Consider the following 25,300-nt stretch of genomic DNA (forward strand, 5'->3'; position numbering starts at 1 on the left):
CAATCGCCTCAAATCCAGGCCGAGGCCATCGAGGGCGAGCGCTACGAAACCGACCCAGTCCGTACGTCCGCGAGCGTCGCCCGACCAGCCCTTCAGCGAGGCCGTCCCCAAACGCATCGGCGACCTGATCTCATCCGCCGCGCTCATCGAACTCGACTTCATCGAGGCATCGGCATTCGAAGATCTGCTGATCGGCCCGCCTGGCCGCCACTCCACCTGACCTGGTCGAGGTGTTCTACGGCTGACGCTCGCCAGCCACCCGCGGCGACGTGCGCATGCCGTCGTGCGACATACCGCCCAGATTGACGCAGCCTGTGTGCGCGAAGGCGAGCCACGCGGCCGCAGCGGTCCCATCCGGGACGCCTATTGACTGGCGAGTTCTAAGGCCAGAAGTTGCCGCGGATCTCTGCTTCTCGAGCTTCCTTCTTGGCGGCTGCGAGGCGGACCGTCCAGGTCTGGACACCTCCCTCGCCGATCTTGGCGACGTTGGGGTTATCAGACTCTGCGAGCTTCTGGCTCTGCTCAAGCATCTGCTCGGCGAGTTCGACTTCGTCGCCGGTCATCGGGTCTGCAATTGAGGCGAGGATGTGTTCCGGGTCGGCATTTCCTGAGAAGAGAGCTGCGATGTCTTCGATATCTGGGCGATCCGTTCGTTGGAACCCGAACTTGCCGAGCAGCTCGTTGGGGTTAGGTACTGATCCGTCCGACAGTCGGGCTTCGGTCCAGTCGGTGTCTTTGCCGGCGATCACCCAGAACACTTCTCGTTTGCAAGTGTGTTCGTTGAGTCGTGTCCAGGCCGCGGTCTTCTGATCCGCGGGCAGTGTGTGGGCGGCGGGTGCCCACTCGTCGAAGTCGTTGAGAGGGTACCGCTCCTTCTCGACGTGGCGGATGAACAGTTCGCTGAACTTGGCCGGTGCGGCGCGAGCGAGCGCTACCAGTGCTCGTTCGAGTGCGTGGTCATCGATCTTGTTCGGGACCTCGAGACTCATCAAGGTGTCCGTCCACGTGTCTCCGAGTACGGCCAGCTGCGCCTTGAGGCGACCGTTGTCGTCGGTGTCGCGGCGATTGACGTACTCAAACCAGCCGGCCCAGCAGGCTATGCCGAGCGCTGCTACCCGTCGATCAATGTGCTCGTTGAGCAGCTTGAGCGCTTCGGGGGTCACGCGCACGAACGAGGTCCAGATTTGGCGGTCGAAGTCGGCTTCGGTGACGCCATCCAGGATGGTCTTTAGCGAGCGGCCGGTGCCTCGTTCGAGGGCTGATCCGATGACCCCGGCCCTGATGTCGCTGCCGAGGAGGCGGGCCAGAAGGGGTTCGGGAACAGTGTCGGTTCGCAGGAGTTTCTCAATGAGCGGCAGTGCGTGCCAGCCGAGTTCGTGGCCGAGTGCCGCCTCGACCCACGGCACTGGATCCGTGTCGAGGGTCGCCAAGTGGTGGAACACGCCTCTGGTTTGGTCGGTGCCGCGAAGTTCGGCGGCTCGTATCTCGGGTTGGAGTTCCTGAAGGCGAGCGCAGAGGACGGCAGGCGGCTGGTCAAGGAACTCGGCTATTGCTGCGACGACCCGGGCACGGGCTTCGTTCTCCTTCTTTTCGTGGAGGGCAAGGTAGTCAATCTCCTCATAGTCGATGAGGTCGTCTGGGTCATCGAGAGGAGCGAGCGCGTTGAACAGCGGGTCGGGTTCTGGCCACCGGACTTTCAGCGGCTTGCAGATGCCGTTCAGCCGACGCCTGGACCCGTGGGAGAGCGCAGAGTCAGCGAGCGCGTTCGCGAACCGGGTCGCGACATCGACTGCGGCGGACTTTTGGTCGTCTACGACTCGAATGCCTGCTGGTAGTGCGTACCCGGCGGCGGCGTGGACCCAGCTGTCGAGCGGCTTCGCAAGTTTTCCGAAAGCGGTGCTGTCGATATGGGCAACGACTGTTTCCAAACGGGTGAGAATTGGCGAGGCTACGTCCGCCATCGCACCGCCCGGTAGCAGGAACGACTTCAGGGTGAAGGACCGCGGATTGTCCGGTGCCATATAGTTGGCCTCCCACGAGGGCGAGAGCCCCTGTGCGGCTACTTCGAAGAAGACCGTTCGCTCAGCGGGGGTGCCCGTGGGCATCGCACCAATTGCTTCGGAAAGTTTGACGAGCTCAGCGACCCGTACGGACTCTCCGATGTCAGATGCCCTCACGTGCTGGAAGTACTCACCAACAGCCGAGGCGCAGTCGTCACCGGCCTCGACAAGTAGCGCCGCGCCGGCAGCAAAGTGCTTCAAAGAAGCTTCGTACCCGATCCGCGGGACGCTGTTTCCGGCCAACTCCGCGAAGAAGTCTCCGCGCAGCATTGCCGCGTTCTTCACGTATGCATTCACCTCGGAGCGCTCAAGGTTCGCGACCGAAGCACGGAGGATCTCGAGCATCAGGTTCAGGACGAAGGTGGCTTCGGCCGATCCGAGTGCTGAGTAGTACCGGAGCATGTTCTTCTGCGGGTCTTGAAGCGCTGTGCCCAGAGCTGCGACCACTTGCTCGTTCGTGGGCCGCGACGGGTGCGAGGCTCCTACAAGCTCGGCGATGATCGTGTTCATCACGATGTCGAACTGCCGCTCGGGGAACGCTGCGCGAAGTTCGGCCAGCGGATGAGGCGCGACACCGTTTGAGAAGTACGCGTTGGCAACGAGGCTGGCGGCGAGCAGATCCGGTTGGACCGCATAGGTCACCACCCTGTCCGCTCCTGGGAACTTCGCCGCAGTGGCGTCGAGGAGACCAGACTCGGCGACCTTCCGTAGCGTTGTGTTCACGTCCTGCACCGACCCGCCCTGAACGGTTGCCAGGGCGCGGAACTCGGTGTCCTTCAGCCCGCCAAGGAGTGCCACCGTTGCAACGGTTTCGTATGCGTGAACAGAGATGCGTGCATTGCGCAGGTATCGGCGCACCTCCTGTCGCACGGACTCGCCCCGCAGGACGTCGCTCCACTGATTGCCGTCCGTCAGAAGGCTTCCCAGGCGCACCGCCCAGGCCGGACGGCCATCGGCCTGTTCCAGGATGCGCCCCAGAGCGGCGTCCCGGGTGATACCCATGGTTCGCAGAATTTCGCCGAGCTCGGTTCTAGTCATCCGACCCACCGCCACGGACTCGGCGGTCGGCAAATGGTCCTCAACGAGTTCCTTCTCGTGCGGCCAGGACACCGCAACCACCTTGAAGCTCATCTGGTGCTTGCGCCGAATGGTGACAAGTTCGGCTACAACCTCGGGTCTGGCTCCCGCGTCATCAACCACCACCACCGTCGGCTTGGACTCGAGTAGGTCATCAGCGAGCCTGGAGAGGTCAGCAAGCTTTTCGACGAATAGCGCGCCTGCTACCTGTGCAACCAGGTGTGTCTTGCCCACACCAGGCTCACCACTGACGACCAGGTCCCCCTGGGGTCGGCGGATCGACTCGATTTCCTCGGCACGACCCCACTGTTGCCATGGCGACGTCCTGGCCTAGTTCATCGCCCGGGGGACGGCTCAGGGTGTAAACGCCCCCGCGCAATTGGAGGAGAGCGACCCGCCATTCGGGATTGCCACGGAGTCGGTGCGCGAACCACGGCCGCGGGTAGATCTCGACGACCTTGAAGTCGAGTTCCATGGCCGCGGCATGTATCTGCTTTCGTTTCGACGCGTTCAGCACCGCCAGGTTCGCCAGGATCAACCGTCGGTTCGGCACCTCCTTGGCGATCATCTGCCTGCAGCCGCTGCGAAGGTTTTCGAGGACGCCCTTGATGTCGCGGGCCGAGGTAATCAGGACACCGATGGTCCCGTCTGGGTCAGTGATGTCGGCGTCGCGACCGTCGTCACTACCACCGGTGATCGGCACCAGATTCGGGTAGAGCTCGGTTAGAAGGTCTGTGGCGCACCGCTCGAACAAGTCGCGACTGAAAGCGAAGTCAGGGTCTCCAAGGCGACGATCGATCTGATCGAGAAGGTTCACGTCACGACTCGCTCAAGATCCAGCGACCACTTATCCCACAGTGACGCTCACGGTATCGAGCCCGGACCTTAGAGCCAGGCGCCAAATCCCGCCGATACCAAGAGCTACGAAGTGCCTCGAAGCGCTTATCGGTCAGGCGGGCATAGATGAACTCGCCTGTCCCCGCCGCCCCTTCCGCGGAAGGACCGTCGTCGTTGTCAGACTCGCCGGACATAGCACGACGCTAGCAGGAGGCTCCGCCACGATCGGGCGCTTTGGCGAGTATCCCAACCGTCGCGCGCATTGAGTGGTGACGACATCAAAATTGCCCAAACGAGCACCAGGTGGTCGCATCGATGTCGTCTGCGATACGCGTCAATCCGCCGCCAGTGAGGCGCCCCAACTGTGTCGAGACTTGAGGCGCTCGTGGACGGAAGTGCGTGTGGCCGATGCTGCACCGATCGGCCGGAGCGCTGCGGACAGCGACCGGCTGTGACACGACGAGCCTGAGACACATGGCCCTTCAGGTCCGCTGCCCACATCCGCCAGGCCCAGATCGTCACGCCCGGGGCGACGCGTCGGACTATGGGCTCGTCTGCTCCGGCGTGGTGACAGCCGTCGGCGCCGACGCGACACCACCCGAGGCACGTCAGGCACACTGCAGGAGTGTCCGACCCTCTGCGCAGTCTGCTCGCCGCGCCGCCCGATCTCCCGGTCACCGCCGGTTTGGCCGCTCTCGACGAGGCGCTTCGTGCCCACGGTGTCGCGGTGGTCCATGCACCGCCGGGCACCGGCAAGACGACGTTGGTGCCGCCCGCGGTCGCCGAGGTGGTCGCCGGGCGGGTCGTGGTCACGCAGCCCAGCCGCATCGCAGCCCGTGCTGCGGCCCGGCGGCTGGCACACCTGCTGGGCGAGCCGGTCGGTGAGACGGTCGGATACTCCGTGCGCGGAGACCGGCGCACCAGCCGACGTACACGTGTCGAGATCGTCACGACCGGGCTGCTGCTCCGGCGGATCCAGCATGATCCCGAGCTGGTCGGCGTAGGGGCGGTCGTGCTCGACGAAGTGCACGAGCGCCACCTCGACGCCGACCTGACCTTGGCGCTGCTCATCGACATCCGGGCCCACCTGCGTGAGGACCTCTCCCTGGTGGCGATGTCGGCCACCATCGAGGCCGAACGGACCGCCGCGCTGATCGGTGGGGTCGAGTCCGCTCCGGTGATCCGCGTGCCGGGTGCTCTGCACCCGGTCCAGGCGGTCTGGTGCCCGCCGCCTGCGGGGGTACGCCGCACCGACGAGCGGGGCATCACCCCGAGCTTCCACGACCACGTCGCGGCGACCGTACGTCGTGCGCTTGTCGAGCACGACGGTGACGTCCTGGTCTTCGTGCCGGGTGTCGCGGAGGTCGAGGCGACCGTACGCCGCCTTGCCGGCGTGGACGCAGACGTGCACGCCCTGCACGGACGGCTCTCCGGCGCAGAGCAGGATCGTGCGCTCAGCGAGGGCCCGCGTCGACGAGTGATCGTCTCGACCGCGGTCGCCGAGTCGTCGCTCACCGTGCCTGGGGTACGTGTCGTGGTCGATGCCGGATTCTCGCGCGAGCCGCGCACCGACCACCATCGCGGACTGGCTTCTCTGGTCACCGTCACGGTCAGCCGGGCAGCGGCCGAGCAGCGGGCGGGTCGGGCCGGACGGCTGGGGCCAGGGGCCGTGCTGCGGTGTTGGTCCGAGGCGGAGCACGCGCATCTGGCCGCTCACCCGGAGCCCGAGATCGCCACCGCCGACCTGACCGCCTTCGCCCTGGAGGTGGCGTGCTGGGGCAGTCTCGACGTGCGCGATCTGGCGCTGCTCGACCAGCCACCGGCGCATGCACTGTCGTCGGCCAAGGACGTGTTGGTGGATCTGGGGGCGATGACCAAGGACGGGAGAGCCACCCCGCGAGGCCGGCTGATCGCCGGGGTGCCGGCCGACCCCAGGCTGGCGCGTGCCCTCATCGACGGGGCTGATCTCGTCGGAGCCAAGCGCGCCGCAGAGGTGGTCGCGATGCTGAGCGAGGACGTGCGCGCTCCCGGCGGTGACCTGGTCGCCGCGCTCCGGTCGCTCCGCGGCAACCAGCGTGCGGGCTCGTGGCGCAGCCAGGCCACCCGCCTGGAGAAGGTCGTCGAGAAGCAGGGTTCCTCAGCAGCCCGAGCGCTCACCGATGACGTGGCGGTGGGGCTGGTGGTGGCCCTGGCGCATCCGGACCGGATCGCGCGCAAGCGTTCCGGTGCCTCGAGCTACCTGATGACGTCCGGGACGGGCGCGGCGCTCGATCCTCGTGCCCCGGGGCCCTTGGTCGGGATCGAGTGGCTCGCGGTCGGCGACGCGGAGCGACGGTCCGGGCAGCGTGAAGCCCGGATCCGATCGGCGGCCCCGCTCACCGAGGACCTCGCGCTGGAGGTGGCCGGGTCCCTGTGGACCGAGGTCGACGAGGTCACCTGGACCGAAGGGCGGGTGCTGGCTCGCCGACGTACGCTGCTGGGCGCGATCGAGCTCCGCTCCGTCCCGCTCGGCGATCCTCCCGCGCAGGCCGTGGCCGACGCGATCCGGGAGGCGCTGGCGAGCGAGGGAATCGCTCTCTTCACCTGGTCGGAGGCGACCACGGCACTGCGCGACCGCCTCGACTTCCTGCACCGTACGCTCGGTGACCCGTGGCCCGATGTGAGCGACGCGGCACTGACGCAGACCCTCCAGTCGTGGCTCGGGCCCCAGCTGGCGCGGGTTCGCTCGGCCCAGGATCTTCGTCGCGTCGACGTGGCTGCCGCGCTGCGGGCGATGCTGCCGTGGCCGCAGGCAGGCAGGCTCGACGACCTGGCTCCCGAGCGAGTTCAGGTGCCCAGCGGGTCGAGCGTACGGATCGACTACTCCGCCGAACAACCGGTGCTCGCCGTGCGCATCCAAGAGGTCTTCGGCTGGACCGCAGCGCCGGCCCTCGCCGACGGCCGGGTCCCGCTCCTGCTGCATCTGCTCTCCCCCGCGCGACGCCCGGCAGCCGTCACGGCAGACCTGGAGTCCTTCTGGGACAACGGCTACCCCGGCGTCCGTGCTGACCTGCGCGGGCGCTATCCCAAGCACGCCTGGCCGGACGACCCCCGCAGCGCACCAGCCACGACGCGCACGAACAATTCCCGCCGAAGGTGAGCAGCGGGTCGACTCGACCGCCGACGTGGGCGAGCCGTCTCTGCACATGGAGGAGACCCCGATAGCGTCGAGGGGTGGCCAGTCCTCGCCGATCCAGTGCTCGTCGCCGCGGCGGACGTACGCGCCGGAGCGGCACGCGACAACCGAACCGGCCGTTGCCCACCGTCGGTCCGGGCGAGCGGCTGTGGGTGCTCGACGTCCCTTACGGCACCCAGGTCGACGGCGCCACGTGGCACCCGGCAGTCAAGACCCACCTCTACGTCGGGCGCACTCTGCCGGCGCACCTCGCGCCCTACGCGCCGGGGCCGTACACGCTCGGTCGGTTCATCGAGAGCACCCTCAATCCCGACATGCCGACGCAGAGCCTCGAGCCGACCGACGCGCTCGAGCCGCGGCAGATCCAGTACGAAGCTGCTGACGCCATCGCGGCGCGTGCTGCGGCGGGCGGACGGCAGTTCCTGCTGGCCGACGAGCCCGGGGTGGGCAAGACGATCTCCGCGGTCCTCGGGGCGACGGCGGTGGGCGACCTCCGCGGTGCGCGACGGGTGCTGGTCGTCGCCGACCGCCCTGCCGCGATCACGATCGGCCACTGGTGCCGCACGATCGCCGCACTGGGCGACGGCGGTCTCGAATGGGTCGTGATCACCTGGGACCGCCTGGAGAAGGTCAAGGATCACGCGTGGGACGTGATCATCGCCGACGAGGCGCACGCGCTGCGACGTACGACGACGAAGCGGTGGAAGCTCTGGGCGCGGATCTCGGGCCACGGGCGCCCGCACGACAAGGCCCCCTTCGTCATCGCGACGACCGCGACGCCCGGGCACACGCCGCTCGACCTGCCCTACCTCGCCCCGGCGTACGCGCAGGTCCTCGGCGAGCCGATCCAGGAGTGGACTTCGGCGACCCAGCCCGGCGCCACGTTCGCCACCGCGCTCGAGCGCAACGGCGTCGGGGTCGAGCGCGGCCGCTACGGCGCGACCTGGACCTCCGACCCGGCGCGCCGCGCCGCCGACCTCAAGCTGGTGCGCGGCTGGCTCGAGGACGAGCGGCCGCCCGCGATGCTGCACCGCGCGGCACCCTGGGGACCGGTGCCAATCTCCGGCATGCCAGTGGCGCTCACCCCGGCGGAGCGGGCGGCGTACGAAGCCGAATGGGGAGAGTTCTGCCGCGAGATGGACATCGCCCGGCGTGGCCGCAACGTCGCGAAAGGGCGGGCAGCGCTGCTGCGCTTCCGGCAGAAGGCCGGGCTGATACGCGTCGACTCCACGGTCGCCTGGATCCTCCAGCAGGTCGAGGCCGAGCGGCAGGTGGCATGCTCGGTCGAGTTCGTCGCGACCGCCGCCGACCCGATCGCCGACCGGCTGCGTGACTCCGGCCTCGACGTCGCCACGATCTACGGCCGCGACCGGTTCGACGCAGAGGCCGAGCGGCTCCGGTTCCAGACCGGGCAGGCGAAGGTCTGCGTCTTCACCACGGTCGCCTCGATCAGCCTGCACGCCGGCGAGACCCTCACCGACGGTCGCCGGGCCAGCAGCGAGCCGCGGGTCGGCGTCTTCCACCAGGCCCGCTTCTCAGGCATCGCGGGACGCCAGGTGACCGGCCGCACCCACCGCGACCACCAGCTCTCGCCGTGGCACATCGCCTACGCCGAGGGCACCGTCGAGGAGCAGGTCGGCAGAGTGATGGTCGAACGGATCGCTGCCGCCTCAGACACGGTCGGAGGCGACACCACCGGCCTCACCGGCGTCGCCCAGCTCCTCGGCGCCGACTGGCTTCCCGCCACCACCCTGACCGACGACGGCGACTGACGGAGTGGCGCGGCGTGACCAGAAAGTGGTTGGGATGAATGGTCGGCGACCGCCTACCGCTGCGGAGTGATCGAGTACGGCAGAAGGACGCGACGACTCCCGGCTCCGCCGCAGGTCGTCTGGGCGGACCTGGCCGATCCCAAGCGCGAAGGCGTTCGCGCATGGCTCGATCTCCTACCCGATGAGGTCGAGCCCGACGTGCTCGAGCCCGACCCACCCACGCACCTCACGTGGTCCTCACTTTGGCCGAGCCGCCCCGATGACAAGGTCGTGCTCGAGCTCGTAGATCGCGGCGGCGAGACCGCGCTGACCTTTGTCCTCCTCAGCGCCGGCGACTCGCCCGATGACAGCAAGGCCGGACACATCCGCAAGAGGATGAACCAGCTGCTGTTCGCCGACCTGCGCTACACCTACGGCCAGTGAAGGCGGCTAGCCCGAGCGAATGCCGTTCGAACCGACCGGCACTCCATACCGTGTCGAAGGATCCCGGACCGGTCGCCGCTCGCTCGACCAGCGAGTCGCTCCTGACCCGCTGCCAGACGCACAGACGATCAGGCCGTACGTAGCAGCCTGAACTCGTGCCGTTGCAGCACCTGCAGCACGAACCGGGCCGGGTAGCCGAACGCCTCACGCCCGGCATCGGACGGGCAGGGCTCGATCGCGGAGACATGGTGCCACTCTCCGTCGACCAGCACCTCGCAGGCTCCGGCCGCGACGATGTTGCGATACCAGTTGACGCCTTCGCCGTAGGTGAGCTCGGCGATGAAACCTTCCGGCACCCGCGCGAGGATGACCGGGGTCTCGTAGGTCTTCCCCGACTTACGCCCGACGTGACGCACGAGCGAGAACGGACCGCGCCCGGAGCGGGCCGCCCGCGTGGTCACCCGGTTGAGCGTGTTCTTCAGCAACCACAGCCATCTCCGACGCATCTCAGCATCTTAATGAGTCCGAGGGCCACCAGGTCGGACCCGCCGGGCGCGGTGCCGGCGGACCGCATCGCGGTTGGCGCAGCGGACCGAGCAGTAGCGCTGCCGTCCGTTGCGGGTGACGTCCACGACCACGGCGGCGCACGGGTCTCCCTCGACGTTCCCCGCAGCACACCGGCCCAGGCGATGGATGCCCCGCGTGGTCAGGTGGAGCGCCGTGCCGACACTGATGACCGCTCGCAGCACGTCGGGGAGCGAATCGTTGGCGTCGTCGCGGTAGTGGAGGTGCCAGCCTTCGCCCCCGTGATCGGTCAGCCTCGGATACGCGGTCGCCCGCGCCATCAGCTCGTTGAGCAACCGCGCCCGTTCACCAGGCTCCGGCGCATCGACGACGCGGAGCCACTCGTCGATCACCTGACGAGTACGCAGGTGGTCGTCCGGAGACGCAGCGAAGTCCATCGTCATCCCGAACTCCCGCGTCCGAGCCTCGATGCCGGCCCGGTCCTCGGGCCAGTCGTCGGCGAGCGAGGCGGCCATGAGCACGGCGTACTCACCGTAAGGGTTGAGATGCATAAGACCATTACACCAGGGTGGTGACCATGACCGACAGCGCGACCAAGCAGTCACAGCACGCGTACGCCACCCACGACCACGGCTGGCTCACCGAGTCCAGCCATCAGACCTCGGAGGGCCGAGTCCTCTACGTGCGCTGCACGCTCTGCGGCGTACGTCGCGTCGATCTCCAGCCGCACGCGCTCCTGCCACCACAGCCACTGAGCCGCGCCCGGGGCTGAGTGGCGGAACGTCTCTCCGCCGCCACCGATTCGGGTGTCATCCTGGCGCGTGCAGCGTGACCTCGAGCCGCGCTCGGAGCTCTGCCACCGTCGACCCGAACGTCTCGACGACTACCACCTCCCCGGAAGTCAGGTCGAAGATCGCCTCGTCGGTGTAGACCCTGCTGACGCAGCTCAGGCCGGTCACCGGAAACGTGCACGTGGGCACCAGCTTCGGCCTGCCTTCGCGGTCGAAGAGGGTCATCATCACGAAGACGTGCCTGGCTCCGACAGCGAGGTCCATCGCGCCTCCGACCGCAGGGATCGCGTCGCGCTCGCCGGTGTGCCAATTGGCCAGCGTGCCGCGGGCGTCGACCTGGAACGCGCCCAGCACCGCCACGTCGAGGTGCCCGCCTCGCATCATCGCGAAGGACTGCGCGTGGTCGAAATAGGATGCCCCGGGCCGCTCGAGCACCGGGATCTTGCCCGCGTTGACGAGGTCCGGATCGATATCGTCGCCGTGCGCGCGGGGGCCCATCCCGAGCATGCCGTTCTCGGTGTGCAGCACGATCCTCTTGGCAGGGTCGAGGTGGTCGGCGACGACGGTCGGCATCCCGATGCCGAGGTTCACGTAGGCGCCGTCGGGGATGTCGCGGACGACCCTGCGGGCCAGCTCGTCGCGGTTGAGCGCACCGCGGTCCACGTGCTCGCACGTCATCGCGTCACGACCACCCTGTCGACGTAGATTCCCGGAGTGACCACAGCCTCGGGATCGAGTGCCCCGACGGGTACGACCTCGGTGACCTCAGCGATCGTACGCTTGGCGGCGGCCGCCATGATGGGGCCGAAGTTGCGTCCGGTCTTGCGGTAGACGAGGTTCCCGCCGCGATCGGCCCGGTGAGCTCGGACCAGCGCGACATCGGCATGGATCGGGTACTCCAAGATGTGCTGCCGGCCGTCGATCGTCCGTGTCTCCTTCCCCTCGCCCAGCTCGGTCCCGGCTCCGGTGGGGGTGTAGAAACCACCGATCCCGGCGCCTCCGGCGCGGATACGCTCGGCGAGGTTGCCCTGAGGCGATACCTCCAGCTCGATCCGGCGAGCGCGGTAGAGCCCGTCGAATACGTGGGAGTCGACCTGACGCGGGAACGAGCAGATGATCTTCCGGACACGTCCGGTGGCAAGCAGCGCGGCCAGTCCGGTCTCCCCGTTCCCAGCGTTGTTGTTGACGACCACCAGGTCCCCCGCCCCGGTGCGGCCCACCTCGTCGATGAGCGCATCGATCAGGGCGTACGGCTGGCCAGCCGGGCCGAAGCCGCTGATCAGCACGGTGGCTCCGTCCGGAACTCCCTCGACCGCGCTGGCCGGGTCAGGGGCGATGGTCACCATCGCGTCAGCCCGCCTCGGGGTTCTCGAGCACGACTGCCAACCCCTGCCCGACCCCGATGCAGATCGCGGCAACGCCCCACCGCTCCCCTCGCTCGCGAAGCACAGCCGCCAGGGTGCCCAGCAGCCGCCCGCCGGAGGCACCCAGCGGGTGCCCGAGCGCGACGGCACCACCGCGGGTGTTCACGATCTCCGGGTCCACCGGCCATGATCCGATGCAGGCGAGCGACTGAGCAGCGAAGGCCTCGTTGAGCTCGACCGCGCCGACGTCGGACCAGCCGATGCCGGCACGTTCCAGCGCCCGGTTCGCGGCCTCGACGGGCGCGATCCCGAAGGCGGCCGGAGCCACTCCCACCGTCCCCCGGCCCGCGATCCGGGCAAGGGGGTCCCGGCCGATGGTCGCCGCCGCACCTGAGGAGCCGAGGAGCACCGCGGACGCGCCGTCCGAGAGCGGAGATGCGTTACCGGCGGTGATGGTCCCCTCTGGCCGGAACGACGGCCGCAGCCTGGCCAGCCCCTCGACCGTGCAGTCGTCACGCACGCCCTCGTCCCGCTCGAGCTCGGTGCCCGCGACGGGAACCACCAGATCGTCGTAGAAACCGTCGGCCCAGGCCTTCCCGGCCAGCCGGTGGGACCGCTCGGCGAAGGTGTCCTGCTGCTCCCGGGTGATCCCGAACTGCTCGGCCAGGACCTCGTTTGCCTCTCCGTTGGAGACCACCCACTCGTCCTTCATCTGCGGGTTGACCAGTCGCCATCCGAGCGCCGTCGAGACCATCGCGGCATCCCCGGCCGGAAACGGACGTGTCGGCTTCGGCACGACCCACGGCGCCCGGCTCATTCCTTCGACGCCGCCGGCGACGACGACGTCCGCGTCGCCGGTCTCGATCGCCCGGGAGGCAAGCATGGCGGCATCGAGGCTGGAACCGCAGAGCCGGTTGACGGTGGTCCCAGGCACGCTCACCGGCAGATTGGCGAGCAGCACCGCCATCCGAGCGACGTCGCGGTTGTCCTCCCCCGCTCCGTTGGCGTTGCCGTAGACGACATCATCGATCCGGGACGGGTCGAGGCGAGTGTTCCGGGCCATCAGGCCCGCCAGCGCGCTGGCGGCCAGGTCGTCGGTCCTCACCCCGGCGAGCGCCCCACCGTACCGGCCGAACGGCGTACGGACGGCGTCATAGACGTATGAACCGACCATCTCAAGATCCCTTCTTCGCCTGCGCACGGATGTCCTCAAAAGAGAAGTCGTTGATCTTGTCGAGCAGGTCGGTGGTGTAGATGTCGGTCGCCGGGAAGGACTCCGGGATCAGGTCGGTCGACGCCATGAAGTCGACCATCTTCTGTGCGGACTCCTTGTCGATACCGCCCCACCGGCCTGCCTCGACTCCCTGGCCCTCCAGCCGAACCTTCAGCACGTTGACCTGCTCTTCGAGCGCCTCCTCCTCCGTGCCCTTGCCGCGGGTCTCCGGGTGCAGCTTCCACATGTCGCGCACCGCGGCCTCCGGGTTGGCCGTGGAGAAGACGAACCCCTTGGCGATCGCGCGGCCGAACCGCGCCAGGCCGTCCGGGTTGCTCTCCAAGGTCTTCTTCGTGACGGCGAAGCCGCCACCCCAGATGTCCTTGCTCTGCGGGACCTCGAGGGTGGTGAGGTCGACGCCCTCGTTCTCGACGATCGCGTACTGGGTGTCCCAGAGCGCCAGGACGTCGACCCTGCCGGACTCGATCGCGTCCTGCTGCTGAGGACCGACCCCGATGGGCACGTACTCGGCCTCGTCGGGGTTCATGCCGTTGAGCTGCATCGCGCTGCGCGCGAAGGTGCCGCCCGAGCTCTGCACGGTCGTCACGCCGATGCGGCTGCCCGGCAGGTCTTCCAGGCTGTCCACGTCCGACCCGGCCGGCACCTCCAGGGTCGATATCCAGCGTGGGTAGTAGGAGGCGAAGTAGGTCAGCCCCAGGTTCTTCGCGTGCCCGATGGCCACGGGCTCGGCGGTGATCATGCCGATGTCCGCCCCACCTCCGACCACCTGCTGTGCCACCTGCGTACCGGACGGGAACAGCTGCACCTTGACGTCCAGGCCCTCGTCCTCGAAGTAGCCCTCCGCCTCCGACACAGCTGTGGTGGCGTAGCCGGAGTTCCAGCTCGGTGAGGCGATCGCGAGGGTCAGGCTGTTGGCTCCGCCTTCCTCATCGGCGCTGGAGCCGCAGGCGGTGAGCATCGCAGCGGTGCACACCCCCACAGTCAGCCCCAGCAGGGTCTTGTATCGGTTCCATCTCATCGGTCGATTCCCTTCAGCAAAAATGGTTCGTGCTCGATGACGCCCCGGATCGTCACTTGACCGCTATCGCATTGGCGGGTGATCCGACTCCTCCCACGAGGTTGAGGGGCTTGGCGGTGAGCAGGAACTCGTAGACCCCGTCTCGGGCACAGTCCTCCGCCAGCGCATCGAGGTCCCACAGCTCACCCAGCGAGAGGCCGAGCATCGCGATGAGCGGCCGGTGGAGCATCCCGTTGTGGAGCACTCCTCGCTCGGGTGCGGGTTCGTCGGGGTCGACGAAGCCGGAGTCCGGATTCACCGGGTGTGCCTCGACGCCCGAGTCGTCGGAGGCCACCATCGAGAACTGGTGGTCCCACAACCACGCGACCATCTCCTCGCACTGCTTCAGACCGGGGTGCCGGATGTGCGAGGAGAACTCGCCCCGCTCCTCCTGCGTCAGCGTCTCGAGGTAGTAGCGGGCCCAGCCGTACCGGATCATCAGGATGTCACCGCTGCGGAACGCCACTCCCTGCTCGGCTGCCGCACCCTCCAGGTCCTCTGTCGTGAACATCTGGTTCGAGGCCATGTCGATCGGCGTCCCCCGACGCTCGAAGTAGCGTCCGAGGTCCAGGAGGACTCCTCGCCCGACAACCCCCTTCTCCGCGAGGTTCTGGATCCCGAGCGAGGGCTTTCCGACGTCGACGGCCGCATCGGGGACGCCGCCGTAGAACCCGTGCTCGGGATCGCGGATGTGCCGCAGGCCGTCGATCTGCGAGCTCTGCTGCAGATAGTAGGAGTCCAGCCAGTCGTCGCGATGGTTCGGGTTGTTGGCGAACATCCGGTGTACGGCGGCCGGGCGTGTGCCGCCCGGGGCGGGCACGAAGCTGTTCACCGGGAAGTCGAGGTTGAAGGTCTTTCCGGTGCGGACCAGACCGGCCGCCGCAACCGCGTGGTCGGGGGTGAGGAAGTTGATCATGCCCATCTCGTCACCGGGCCCGAAGACTCCCCAGCTCGAACCCGGGAGCCCGTCTCGGCGGACCTTCAGCTGCGCGTACGTCGGGACGTCTTGTCTGAGATCGGTGCTCATCGATTGCTTCCTGCTTCGGGGTCTCGCCAGGCCGGCAGGACTTCACTGCCGACGAGGCTGATGGTGTGGTGGGCGACGGACGGCGGTGTCCCGAGCGGCGCTACGCGTAGCTGCAGCGAGGTGACACCGGCCTCCGCGTACGACCGGACGGCCCGGGTGATGTCGTCGGGCGAGCCGACCAGCGGAAACTCCGCCTCGGCCGGACCGTCGGCTCCCGCCCAGGCCGAACGGCTCGTGTAGTAGTCGGCCACGGCCGCGAAGTGGCGCCGGGCCAACGTACGGGCGTGCTCGGCATCCTCGTGGACGAGGCAGAGACGCGTGGTCGCGACCTCCCCGGCTGCACCGGCACCGCGCTTCGACCAGAAGGCGGCCGACTGCCGCAGCAGCAGATCGTCGGTGTAGTTGGTGGCGCCGTAGAAGCCGTCGGCCAGCTCTGCTGCCCGCCGCACCGACACCGCTTTCTTGCCGCCGACCAGGATTCTCGGCCCGCCCTGTTGGGCCGGCTCCGGCACCACGACCCCCTTCGGGGCCGCCGACGGCGTCGCCCAGGTGGACCGCAGCGTCTCGAGCGCCTCGTCGAACGCCGGGCCCGCGCGGCCGCTCAGCTGGGCGCCGGTGCGCTGGGAGACCTCCGGCGCCCCGAGGCCGAGCCCCAGGGTGAGCCGGCCTTCGCACAGCTGGTCGAGGAGCGCCACCTCTTGGGCGAGTCTCTCGACGGAGTAGGCGCGCAGCAACAGGACCGCGGTGCCCAGGTGCAACGACGTCCGCGCGGCCAGGTGCGCGAGCACCATCAACGAGGCCGGCAGATGGAACACCTGCGGTGACGCGTGGTAGCTCTCCCCCACCCAGGCGGACACGAACCCGCGCGCCTCGGCATGGTCGAGCAACGCCACCGAGGCATCCAGCTGCGGGCGCACCGGGGCTGTGGAGCCCAGGTCGAGCGCGACACCGAACCGCATCCGGGATCAACCCTGGTCGGGCATCGGGTAGGTCGTCTCGTTGAGCACCCGACCCGGCATGAGCGAGAAGTCCACCCGTGGCGGGCAGAAGACGTCGATCAACCGGTTGCTTCCCGGACCGATCGCCTGGCTGGTGTGGACCAACGGCGGCGGGATCACGGCAACCGACGGGCTGCCGCACACCACGTGCTCGTCCTCGCGCCACTCGCTGAGCCGCTTGCCCCACGGAGTCCTCAGGTGGTGCTCGTACTCTCCCTCGACCGCGAGCGAGCACTGCTCGAAGTCGTCGTGGTGGTGCGGGGAGAGACTGTCCGGGTCTCGCGGGCCGATCCGCGGAGCCAGCACGTTCACCATGAACGTGCTGCAGCGGAGCAGCTGCCCGGGTCTGGTTGGGTCCTGGGTCACCTCGAGGTCGGCCATCCGGTAGGCGCGGATCCGATAACCCTCGGGCGGTTCCGGCCACGCCGCGAACGGGGCGACGTACGGGTGGGCCTCGCGATAGGACTCGGCATTGCGGGCGAGGTCGAGGACGTCTTGCGAACGGCACGTCAGCAGCCTCACCACGTGGCAGTCCGCGCGGGCGACGACGGAGCTGGTCCCGGGCGGGATCATCACGACCGCCCTCCTGGTGACCACCTCGCTCTCCTCGTTCGTCCGCACCTCCACGTCCCCGTCGTCCCCGGGGAGGATCAGCACGTACTCGTCCGGCTGATCGGTCCGCTGCAGGACGTCGCCGGCGACCAGGGTGGTGTAGGCGAGGGCGAAGTTCTGCCCGCGTACGTACCAGGTCGCAGACCCCGCGGCGCTGGTCTCGTCGGGATCGCCCTGAGCAAGGTCGAGGTACTCCGGGACGGCAGGGGCCGACGGTGCGGTCACACTCATATCAATTCCTCTCGTAGTGCTGGGTGGTTGCCGGGGATGGTCAGTCGTCGAGACCGAGGAGGAAGGCCGGGTTGTCGCAGAACACCTGCCGCAGCGACTTCTCGTCGAGCCCGAGGTCGAGCAACGCGGTGGCCACCCGGATGAAGGCGTCGACCGGCATCGGCCGGCCGTCCTGCCCCAGGTCGGAGGCGATCACGGTGCGCTCGGGACCGATCTGCTCGATCCAGTCGAGGAGCAGCGCCGGGTCCCACTTCTTGGAGCCCTCCGGGTCGTACATCCCGGCCTCGTGCTCGACATAGGCCCCCAGCGCGACAAGCTCCCGGCACTGATCTGGCTCGGCGCCGATGACGAAGTTCGGGTGGTTGATCACCATCTTGGAGATGCCCTTCGCCTCTGCCTCGGTGAACAGCTGCTTGATCGAGGCCGCCTCCATGTGACCGCCGCTGAGCATCGCGTTCGACTCCTCGATCAGGTCGAGGACCTCGAAGACCTCGGGCACGAGCTCGCCGTTCTCCTGGTGGATGTCGACCCGGCTGGAGGGCACCTCGACGGTCGCCGTCGGGAAGCCGCTGCCCTCGGGGTGGCAGTCGATGTGGCGCCCCGAGGAGAAGGTCGGGAACCAGACGGCGCGCCCACCCATCCGCAGGCACATCGCCACCGCACCGGGGTTGATGCCACCCACCTGGCTGTTCAGCGCGATTCCACCGAACACGGGCGTGCTGCTCCCCGCGAGCTGGTCCGTCATCGCCAGCAGATCCATCACGGTGTTGTGGTGGTGCGACTTCACCAGCACCCCCCGCATGCCCAGTCGCTCGGCGTCCTTCGCCGCTTCGACATGGTCGAAACGCCGTGGGAACGGGTTCGGCCCGGAGTGGCAGTGCAGGTCGACGCATCCGTTCAGCAGCCGTGTGACGGCCAGCGAGTCACTCACGGTGAGCTCCAGTCTCTCGTTGAATGTGTTCGCATAGCAGACTCCATGTTCGTGATACGGTCTGTCAAGACGTGACGCTCATCACTTTCGTTTGCTACGATGCGTCGCGAACCGCGAAGAATGTCCGGTCGGGACGCGACTAGGCAGTTATAGTGTGTGCGTTATACGAACTATGTGTCTCACGGAAATGGATATGCCCATGCATAACGAGCAGCCTGATCTCCCGAAGAGCGGCCGCGACCAGGACATCCAGGCCGTGACCCGGACCGCCCAGATACTTGGCCTGTTCTCCCCCGAACGGCCCGAGCTGTCGGTGGCCGACGCGACCGAGCTGCTCGGCCTGAACCGCACCACGGTGCACCGTTACTTCAGCTCGATGATCCGATCGGGCCTGCTCGAGCGGATCGAGCAGTCCGCGTCCGTACGCCCGGGCCGCTCACTGCTCCAGCTGGGCGCGTTCGCGCTGGGACAACGACGCATCCTGCTGCACGCACCCACCTACCTCCGGGAACTGGCTCGAGAGGTGGAGGTCAGCACCGTGCTGTCCCTGTGGGGATCGTCGGGTCCGGTCATCTCGCTGGTCGAGGAGGATGCCAACCACGCCACCTTGGTCACAGTGCGGGTGGGCACACAGCTGTCCTTGACGTCGTCCCAGGCCAAGGTGTTTCTTGCCTTCCTTCCCGACCAGCTCGCCGCCGAAAGACTCACCGGCGCCCTGCCCGAGCAGCAGCGCAACGAGGTCCGCGAGCAGATCCAGACCGTGCGGGAGGTCGGCATCAGCAGCGACGTCAGCCACCGCGGTATCTGCATCATCGCGGCGCCCGTGTTCGACGAACGCGGACTGTGTGCCGCCGTCGCTGCCATCGGGACCGAGCGCATGCTTCCGGACTCGCTCGACTCCCGCCAGGCCCTGGCCGTCAAGACGACATGCCAGCGGCTGACCAAGGAGATGGGCGGCACATGGCCGTCCGAGGTCGCCTGACATCCGTAGACCATCAGCGCCGGGCAGACGTCCTGCGCCAACGATCGTGAGGACAATGCCCATGCCCACCCCGCTCCACGCCCCCACCGACCAGGAGTGCGCGATCCGGCTGGACTCGCTCTCCATGCGCTACACGACCAAGAGCGGTGGAACAGTCCAGGCACTCGACGACGTGTCCCTCACCGTCGGGGAAGGAGAGTTCGTCGCGATCGTCGGCCCCAGCGGCTGCGGTAAGAGCACGCTGCTGCGGATCATCATGGGCCTCACCCGCCAGACCTCGGGCAACGTGGACTTCGGCGTCAGCGCGGAGACCCACCGCAACCAGCTGGGCATGGTCTTCCAACAGCCGCTCCTCCTCCCCTGGCGAACGGTGTTGAAGAACCTGCTGCTGTCCCCCGACCTCCACGGCCAGAAGGACGCGGCCACCCTCGACAGGGCCCGGACGCTGCTGGGCATGCTCGGCCTCGAGGAGTTCAGCGAGCGCTACCCCAACGAGCTGTCCGGCGGCATGCAACAACGGGTCGGCATCGGCCGGGCGCTCATGCACGATCCAAGGATCCTGTTGATGGACGAGCCCTTCGGGGCCCTCGACGCCATGACGCGCGACCAGATGGGACTCGACCTGCTCGACATCTGGGGCCAGGACCGCAAGACCGTGCTCTTCGTGACGCACAGCATCCCCGAGGCAGTCCTGCTCGCCGACCGTGTGGTCGTGATGACTCCTCGGCCCGGGCGCCTGGCCGACGTGGTCTCCGTACCTCTGCCCAGGCCGCGACGCCTGGAGAACATCAACACCACCGAGTTCGGCGAGGTGGTCATGCGGATCCGCAAGCTCCTCGACTCCGAGCACAGCGCCCACTAGTACGCGCACCACCCCAGGAGGATCGATGCCCATACAGGCCAACCCCGACCCGCACCACTCCGTGATCAGTTCTTCGAAGCCCGCCGACCGAGACGGCGGGGGATCGACCTCGGCTCCGAAGCAGCCGGCCGGCCCCTCACGCCTGCGCCGGCCGCGCCTGCCAGGGTTCGTCTACAGCGGGCTGCTGTTCTTGGGCCTGCTGGTCGTCTGGGAGATCACGGTCAAGCTCCTCGACGTCTCCGAGATCCTGGTCCCGCCGCCTACCGCGGTCGCCCAAGCTCTGGTTGACGGTCTCCGCGACGGGTCCATGCTCCCGCAGGCGGTCGTCACCCTCAAGGAGATCGCGTTCGGGTTCGCACTCGCCGTCGTCACCGCGCTGCTCTCGGCGGTGCTGATCACCCAGTTCCGCATGGTGGAGCGGATGCTGTTCCCGCTTCTCGTGTTGACCCAGACCATTCCCAAGGTCGCTCTCGCTCCGCTGCTGATCGTGTGGTTCGGGATCGGTCTCAGCTCGAAGGTGCTGACCGTTGCGCTCATCGCATTCTTCCCGCTCCTGATCAACGCCATCTTGGGCTTCCGCTCGGCCGCGAACGAACAGGTCGAGATGCTCCGCTCCTTCGGGGCAACGCGTCTCCAGGTGATGCGTCACCTGCAGGTGCCGTCCGCCCTCCCGCATATCTTCGCCGGGCTCGAGGTAGCTGCGATCATGGCCGTCACCGGTGCCGTGGTGGCGGAGTTCGTCGGGAGCTCGGAAGGACTCGGCTACCTGCTGCAGGCGAGCAACTTCAACCTCGATGTCGCCACCACGTTCGCCGTGATCGTGCTGCTGTCCGCCATCGGGATCGCGCTGCACGCCGTCGTCGTGCGCATCGGCAAATGGCTGGTGTTCTGGACGGACACCCCGACGAACGCGACGAAGGAGGTCTGAGGTGTCGCTGAGGACAAAGGGCGAGACCGGCGACGCGCTCGGCACCTGGGTGAAGCTTCCGGACCCGGAGAGCGTCGAGATCATGGCCCACGCCGGCTTCGACTTCGTGGTCATCGACCTCGAGCACACGGCCATGGACCTGCGCGCGGTGTCTACTCATGTCGCGATGGCGCGGTCGCTCGCCGTGGACCCGCTCGTCAGGGTGCCCGACCACGGCCACAGCGCGATCCAGCGAGTGCTGGACGCCGGGGCGGCCGGGGTCGTGGTGCCTCACGTCGACACGGTCGCCCAGGCGGAGGCGGCTGTCCGCTCGACACGCTTTCCCCCGTGGGGCACCCGAGGTTCCGGCGGGACGAGCCGCGCCGGCCGCTGGGGAACCCTGCCCCGAGACGAGTACCTCGACTTCGGCAACAACGGCGCATTGTGCGTCGTACAGCTGGAGAGCAGGCAGGGTATCGAGAACACCGCAGGCATCCTCGCGGTCGACGGGATCGACTCGGTGTTCGTCGGTGCGGCGGATCTGTCGATGGAGATGGGCGTCCCGGCCAGCGACGCGCAGGTCCAGGACCTGATCACCCACGCGCTGGAGGCGGCCTCTGATGCAGGTCGCTCCATCGGTACGGCGGCCGGCACCAGCGAACAGGGTCTGGCCGCCCTGGCCCGGGGTTTCGACTACGTCGTGGTCAGCAACGACACCTCGATCCTGGCAAACGGGGCACGGCAGATCGTCAACGCCGTATACCCAGATCAGGCGGGCTGAGCGTCCCTCAGCCGCTGCGAGATGACGGTGGTGACGCCGTCGCCGCGCATGGTGACGCCGTAGAGGGCGTCGCCGACCTCCATGGTGCGCTTCTGGTGGGTGATGACCATCAGCTGGGAGTTCTCGCGCAGCTCCTCGTAGATCTCCAGGAGGCGGCCGAGGTTGGTGTCGTCGAGCGCGGCCTCGACCTCGTCGAGGATGTAGAAGGGCGAGGGGCGCGCCTTGAACAGGGAGACCAGGAAGGCGACCGCGACCAGCGACCGCTCGCCGCCGGAGAGCAGCGAGAGGCGCTTGACCTTCTTGCCTGGCGGGCGCGCCTCGACCTCGATGCCGGTGGTGAGCATGTTGGCCGGGTCGGTGAGCACGAGCTTGCCCTCACCACCCGGGAAGAGCCGGGCGAAAACGTGGTCGAAGGCGACGCGTACGTCTTCCCAGGCCTCGGTGAAGACCTGCTCGACGCGGTTGTCGACCTCCTTGACGATGTCGAGGAGGTCCTTGCGGGTCTGCTTGAGGTCTTCGAGCTGCTCGGTGAGGAACTTGTGACGCTCCTCCATCGCCGCGAACTCCTCCAGGGCCAGCGGGTTCACCTTGCCCAGAGCGCGCAGGTTCTTCTCCGCGATCTTGAGCCGCTTGGCCTGCTCGGCACGGACGTACGGGATCGGCTCGACCTCGTTGCCGTCCTGGTCGGGGTGCTGCGGCACCATCTGGTCGGGGCCGTAGTCCTTGACGATCGCGTCGGCGTCGAGGCCGAGCTCCTCGAGGATCCGCTCCTCCATCTGCTCGATGCGCATCCGCTGCTGGGTGCGGGCCATCTCGTCGCGATGGACGGAGTTGACCAGCTCCTCGAGCTCCTTGCCCAGGTTGCGCAGCATCGAGCGGCACTCGCGCAGCGCCTGCTCGCGCCCGGCGCGGGACTCCTCGATCTCGGTGCGGGCCCGGGCAGCCTTCTGCACCGAGACCTCCAGGCGCTCCAGCGCGTACGCCACCGCGGTCCCGACCGCTCTCGCGGCCTCGCCCTCGCGGCGCATCTGCTCACGACGGGCGGCGGCCTTGGCACGCTGCTCCCGCTCCTGCCGGGCCGCCCGGAGCAGCCCTTCGGCACGACCTGCCAGCGCGCGGGCGCGCTCCTCGGAGGTACGCAGCGCCAACCGCGCGTCCATCTCGCGCTGTCGCGCGTCGCGGGCGGCCTGGGCCAGCCCGTCGCGGGCGCTCACGTCGGGCTCGTCCTCGGGATCCTCCTCGGCCATCGCCAGCCGCTCCTCGAGCTCGGCGAGCCCGGCGACGGCGCTCTCGCGCGCCTCCTGAGCCTGCTCGACGGCAGCCAGCAGCCGCTCGGCCTCGCCGCGCGCCGCACGGGACTGGGCGCCGAACTGGCCGAGCTCCTCGGCCACCGCAGCGAGCGTCGCGTCGGACTCGTGCAGCTTGGCCAGCGCGACGTCGACCCGCTTCTGAGCGGCCAGCCGCTCTGCCTCCAGCCTGGAGGTCTCGAAGGTGGCCCGCTCGGAGACCGCGTGGGCCTCGGCGAGCTGGGCGGTGGCCTCGTCGACCGCGGCCTGCACCTCGAGCAGGCTGGGTACGCTCGAGGAACCGCCGGCGGCGAAGTGGGCGCCGATCAGATCGCCCTCGCGGGTCACCGCGGTGAGCTCGGGATCGTCGGTGACGAGCGACCGGGCGGCGGCGAGGTCCTCGACCACCGCGACCTTGTCGAGCAGCCGCGCCACCGCGGGCCGCAGCACCGGCTGGCACTCCACCACGTCCAGGGCGTACGCAGCCCCAGCAGGCAGCGACGGCCAGCCGCCGGTCTCCTCGGACGTTCCGCCCAGGAGCAGCCCGGCGCGGCCGAGGTCCTCGGTCTTGAGATGTTCGATCGCCCCGACCGCACGCTCGGCGGACTCGACGACGACCGCATCCGACGCGGTCCCGAGGGCCGCAGCCACCGCGGCCTCGTAGCCCGAGCGCACCGCGAGCAGCGCAGCGACCGACCCCAGCACCCCGGGCAGGTCCGAGCCGAGCAGCGCACCGGCGCCGTCCTTGCGGTTCAGACCCATCTCCAGGGCGTCCTTGCGGGCCGCCAGCGTCGAGCGGTCCCGGTCGGCCTGTGACGCCTCGGCCTGCAGCTTGCCCAGCCGCTCCTCGATGTCCTCCAGCCCGGCGGCAGCGGCCTCGTGCTCAGCGTCGAGGCCCTCCTCTCCCGCGTCCAGCCCGGCGACCTTGGTCTCCAGGGCGGTGAAGTCGCGCTGGGCCCGCTCGGCGCGTGCCAGCGCCTCCTCGCGCGCAGAGGTCAACCGCCCGACCTCGTCGTCGGCGGCAGCGGCCCGCGACTTGAGCGCGTTGACCTGGCCGGTCAACCGGGCCAGCCCTTCTCGACGGTCGGCGGCGGCGCGCTCGAGGCCCTTGACCCGACGCTCCTCCTCGGCCGCGGCATCCTCCGCCTCCTTGCGAGACTCGACCGCCTCCTCGAGGGAGTAGCGGAGCTCCTCCACCTCGGCGTCGGCGGTCTCCTCCTGCTCGCGGGCCACCTCGGCCTGGGCCTCGAGCTCCTCGGGGTCACGCCCCTGGCGCACCTCCAGGTCCTCGGAGCCGGCCGCGTTGCGGACCCGCTCGGAGGCCAGCGACTGGGTGCCGCGCAGCCGCTCGCGCAGCGAGTTCAGCGCGAACCAGGTCTCCTGCGCGGCGGCCAGCGCCGGCAGATCCTCGCGCAGCGCGGCCTCGAGCACCGCCTCCTGCTCACGGCCCTCCGCGATGGTCTCCTCGACCTCGGCCCGACGGGCCAGCAGCGCGCCCTCGTCGGCGAGCTCCTTGTCGAGCTCGGTCCTCGCGGTGACCAGGTCGTCGGCGTAGATGCGGGCCTTGGCGTCGCGTACGTCCATCTGCACCGTCTGCGCCTGCCGGGCGACCTCGGCCTGGCGGCCGAGCGGCTTGAGCTGGCGGCGGATCTCGACGAGCAGGTCCTGGAGCCGGTCCAGGTTGACCTGCGTGGAGTCGAGCTTGCGCAGCGCCTTCTCCTTGCGCTTGCGGTGCTTGAGAACGCCGGCAGCCTCCTCGATGAAGCCGCGGCGGTCCTCCGGGGTGGCGCGCAGGATCGTGTCGAGCTGGCCCTGGCCGACGATGACGTGCATCTCGCGGCCGATGCCGGAGTCCGAGAGCAGGTCCTGGACGTCGAGCAGCCGGCACGGACTGCCATTGATGGCGTACTCCGAGCCGCCGTTGCGGAACATCGTGCGCGAGATGGTGACCTCGGCGTACTCGATCGGCAGCGCACCGTCGGAGTTGTCGATCGTCAGCGCGACCTCCGCGCGGCCGAGCGGAGCGCGCCCGGCGGTGCCGGCGAAGATGACGTCCTCCATCTTGCCGCCGCGCAGGCTCTTGGCCCCCTGCTCACCCATGACCCAGGCAAGCGCGTCGACGACGTTGGACTTGCCCGATCCGTTGGGGCCGACGATGCAGGTGATCCCGGGTTCGAGCTCGAGGGTCGTCGCGGAGGCGAAGGACTTGAAACCCTTCAGCGTCAGACGCTTGAGGTACATCGACTTCTCCCCCGGCTCAGGACCACGTGGTCGTACTCGGCTCGCAACACATCAGCGTGGCTGAGGTGAGTCAGCAAATCTAATCGTCGCTGCTCAGGGGAACCCCAGCGGGTCGAGGATAACCCGT

The 25,300-nt window shown here is 68.6% G+C and carries 21 protein-coding genes; 8 read left to right on the forward strand and 13 right to left on the reverse strand.

Features of this window, described 5'->3' with window-relative positions:
- Positions 1-380 precede the first annotated feature (380 nt).
- Entirely contained in the window at positions 381-3,371 is a 2,991-nt protein-coding gene (locus tag FB381_RS16480; RefSeq protein WP_141781286.1) for a hypothetical protein, read from the reverse strand.
- Between the two features lie 7 nt (positions 3,372-3,378).
- Positions 3,379-3,954 (reverse strand): hypothetical protein, encoded by a 576-nt coding sequence (locus FB381_RS16485; RefSeq protein WP_141781287.1) that lies wholly within the window; start codon positions 3,952-3,954, stop codon positions 3,379-3,381.
- A gap of 645 nt (positions 3,955-4,599) precedes the next feature.
- Here FB381_RS16485 and hrpB point away from each other — a divergent pair.
- The 3 genes from hrpB (at position 4,600) to FB381_RS24120 (ending at position 9,344) form a co-directional block, all read left to right on the forward strand.
- Entirely contained in the window at positions 4,600-7,113 is a 2,514-nt protein-coding gene (gene hrpB, locus FB381_RS16490; RefSeq protein ID WP_211352462.1) for an ATP-dependent helicase HrpB, read from the forward strand.
- 74 nt (positions 7,114-7,187) lie between these two features.
- On the forward strand, positions 7,188-8,921 hold the full coding sequence (locus FB381_RS16495; protein WP_141781288.1) for a DEAD/DEAH box helicase: 1,734 nt from the start codon (positions 7,188-7,190) through the stop codon (positions 8,919-8,921).
- Positions 8,922-9,191: 270 nt separating this feature from the next.
- Positions 9,192-9,344 (forward strand): hypothetical protein, encoded by a 153-nt coding sequence (locus FB381_RS24120; protein ID WP_211352463.1) that lies wholly within the window; start codon positions 9,192-9,194, stop codon positions 9,342-9,344.
- Positions 9,345-9,472: 128 nt separating this feature from the next.
- Here FB381_RS24120 and FB381_RS16505 read toward each other — a convergent pair whose 3' ends face one another.
- Positions 9,473-9,850 (reverse strand): nitroreductase family deazaflavin-dependent oxidoreductase, encoded by a 378-nt coding sequence (locus FB381_RS16505; protein WP_141781290.1) that lies wholly within the window; start codon positions 9,848-9,850, stop codon positions 9,473-9,475.
- Positions 9,851-9,859: 9 nt separating this feature from the next.
- Entirely contained in the window at positions 9,860-10,420 is a 561-nt protein-coding gene (locus tag FB381_RS16510) for a CGNR zinc finger domain-containing protein (protein WP_141781291.1), read from the reverse strand.
- Between the two features lie 26 nt (positions 10,421-10,446).
- On the opposite strand from FB381_RS16510, the gene FB381_RS16515 reads away from it, so the two are divergent.
- Entirely contained in the window at positions 10,447-10,641 is a 195-nt protein-coding gene (locus FB381_RS16515) for a hypothetical protein (protein ID WP_141781292.1), read from the forward strand.
- A 37-nt stretch (positions 10,642-10,678) separates the two neighbouring features.
- Here FB381_RS16515 and FB381_RS16520 read toward each other — a convergent pair whose 3' ends face one another.
- From FB381_RS16520 to FB381_RS16555, 8 genes are read right to left on the reverse strand one after another with little or no spacing between them, the layout of a single operon-like run.
- Entirely contained in the window at positions 10,679-11,338 is a 660-nt protein-coding gene (locus FB381_RS16520; protein WP_141781293.1) for a 3-oxoacid CoA-transferase subunit B, read from the reverse strand.
- Positions 11,335-12,006, reverse strand: coding sequence for a 3-oxoacid CoA-transferase subunit A (locus tag FB381_RS16525; RefSeq protein ID WP_141781294.1), 672 nt, complete (start codon positions 12,004-12,006; stop codon positions 11,335-11,337). Before FB381_RS16525 ends, FB381_RS16520 begins: the two co-directional genes overlap by 4 nt.
- Before the next feature lie 4 nt (positions 12,007-12,010).
- Positions 12,011-13,198 carry a thiolase family protein gene (locus FB381_RS16530; RefSeq protein ID WP_141781295.1) on the reverse strand — a complete coding sequence of 396 codons (1,188 nt, stop codon included), beginning with the start codon at positions 13,196-13,198 and terminating at the stop codon, positions 12,011-12,013.
- Position 13,199: 1 nt separating this feature from the next.
- Positions 13,200-14,276 carry an ABC transporter substrate-binding protein gene (locus FB381_RS16535; protein WP_211352465.1) on the reverse strand — a complete coding sequence of 359 codons (1,077 nt, stop codon included), beginning with the start codon at positions 14,274-14,276 and terminating at the stop codon, positions 13,200-13,202.
- 52 nt (positions 14,277-14,328) lie between these two features.
- Entirely contained in the window at positions 14,329-15,342 is a 1,014-nt protein-coding gene (locus tag FB381_RS16540; protein ID WP_141781296.1) for a cyclase family protein, read from the reverse strand.
- Complete coding sequence (locus tag FB381_RS16545) at positions 15,339-16,301, reverse strand: LLM class flavin-dependent oxidoreductase (protein ID WP_141781297.1); 963 nt, start codon at positions 16,299-16,301, stop codon at positions 15,339-15,341. The genes FB381_RS16540 and FB381_RS16545 overlap by 4 nt, the downstream gene beginning before the upstream one ends.
- A gap of 6 nt (positions 16,302-16,307) precedes the next feature.
- Positions 16,308-17,183: a cupin domain-containing protein gene (locus tag FB381_RS16550; protein ID WP_211352466.1), complete on the reverse strand. Its 876-nt coding sequence runs from the start codon at positions 17,181-17,183 to the stop codon at positions 16,308-16,310.
- Between the two features lie 40 nt (positions 17,184-17,223).
- Positions 17,224-18,114 (reverse strand): DUF6282 family protein, encoded by an 891-nt coding sequence (locus FB381_RS16555; protein ID WP_141781298.1) that lies wholly within the window; start codon positions 18,112-18,114, stop codon positions 17,224-17,226.
- 199 nt (positions 18,115-18,313) lie between these two features.
- On the opposite strand from FB381_RS16555, the gene FB381_RS16560 reads away from it, so the two are divergent.
- The 4 genes from FB381_RS16560 to FB381_RS16575 all read left to right on the forward strand — a co-directional run bounded on the left by FB381_RS16560 (position 18,314) and on the right by FB381_RS16575 (position 21,646).
- Positions 18,314-19,096 carry an IclR family transcriptional regulator gene (locus tag FB381_RS16560; RefSeq protein ID WP_170225189.1) on the forward strand — a complete coding sequence of 261 codons (783 nt, stop codon included), beginning with the start codon at positions 18,314-18,316 and terminating at the stop codon, positions 19,094-19,096.
- A gap of 61 nt (positions 19,097-19,157) precedes the next feature.
- Entirely contained in the window at positions 19,158-19,958 is an 801-nt protein-coding gene (locus FB381_RS16565) for an ABC transporter ATP-binding protein (RefSeq protein ID WP_141781300.1), read from the forward strand.
- A 25-nt stretch (positions 19,959-19,983) separates the two neighbouring features.
- Positions 19,984-20,886 (forward strand): ABC transporter permease, encoded by a 903-nt coding sequence (locus FB381_RS16570; RefSeq protein ID WP_141781301.1) that lies wholly within the window; start codon positions 19,984-19,986, stop codon positions 20,884-20,886.
- Position 20,887: 1 nt separating this feature from the next.
- Positions 20,888-21,646 (forward strand): HpcH/HpaI aldolase family protein, encoded by a 759-nt coding sequence (locus FB381_RS16575; RefSeq protein ID WP_211352467.1) that lies wholly within the window; start codon positions 20,888-20,890, stop codon positions 21,644-21,646.
- On the opposite strand, the gene smc is transcribed toward FB381_RS16575, so the two are convergent.
- The gene (gene smc / locus FB381_RS16580; protein ID WP_141781302.1) at positions 21,634-25,173 is read right to left on the reverse strand and encodes a chromosome segregation protein SMC; all 3,540 of its coding nucleotides are present in this window, start codon (positions 25,171-25,173) and stop codon (positions 21,634-21,636) included. The genes FB381_RS16575 and smc overlap by 13 nt on opposite strands.
- Positions 25,174-25,300 lie beyond the last annotated feature (127 nt).

Source organism: Nocardioides albertanoniae, assembly GCF_006716315.1.
Lineage (GTDB): Bacteria > Actinomycetota > Actinomycetes > Propionibacteriales > Nocardioidaceae > Nocardioides > Nocardioides albertanoniae.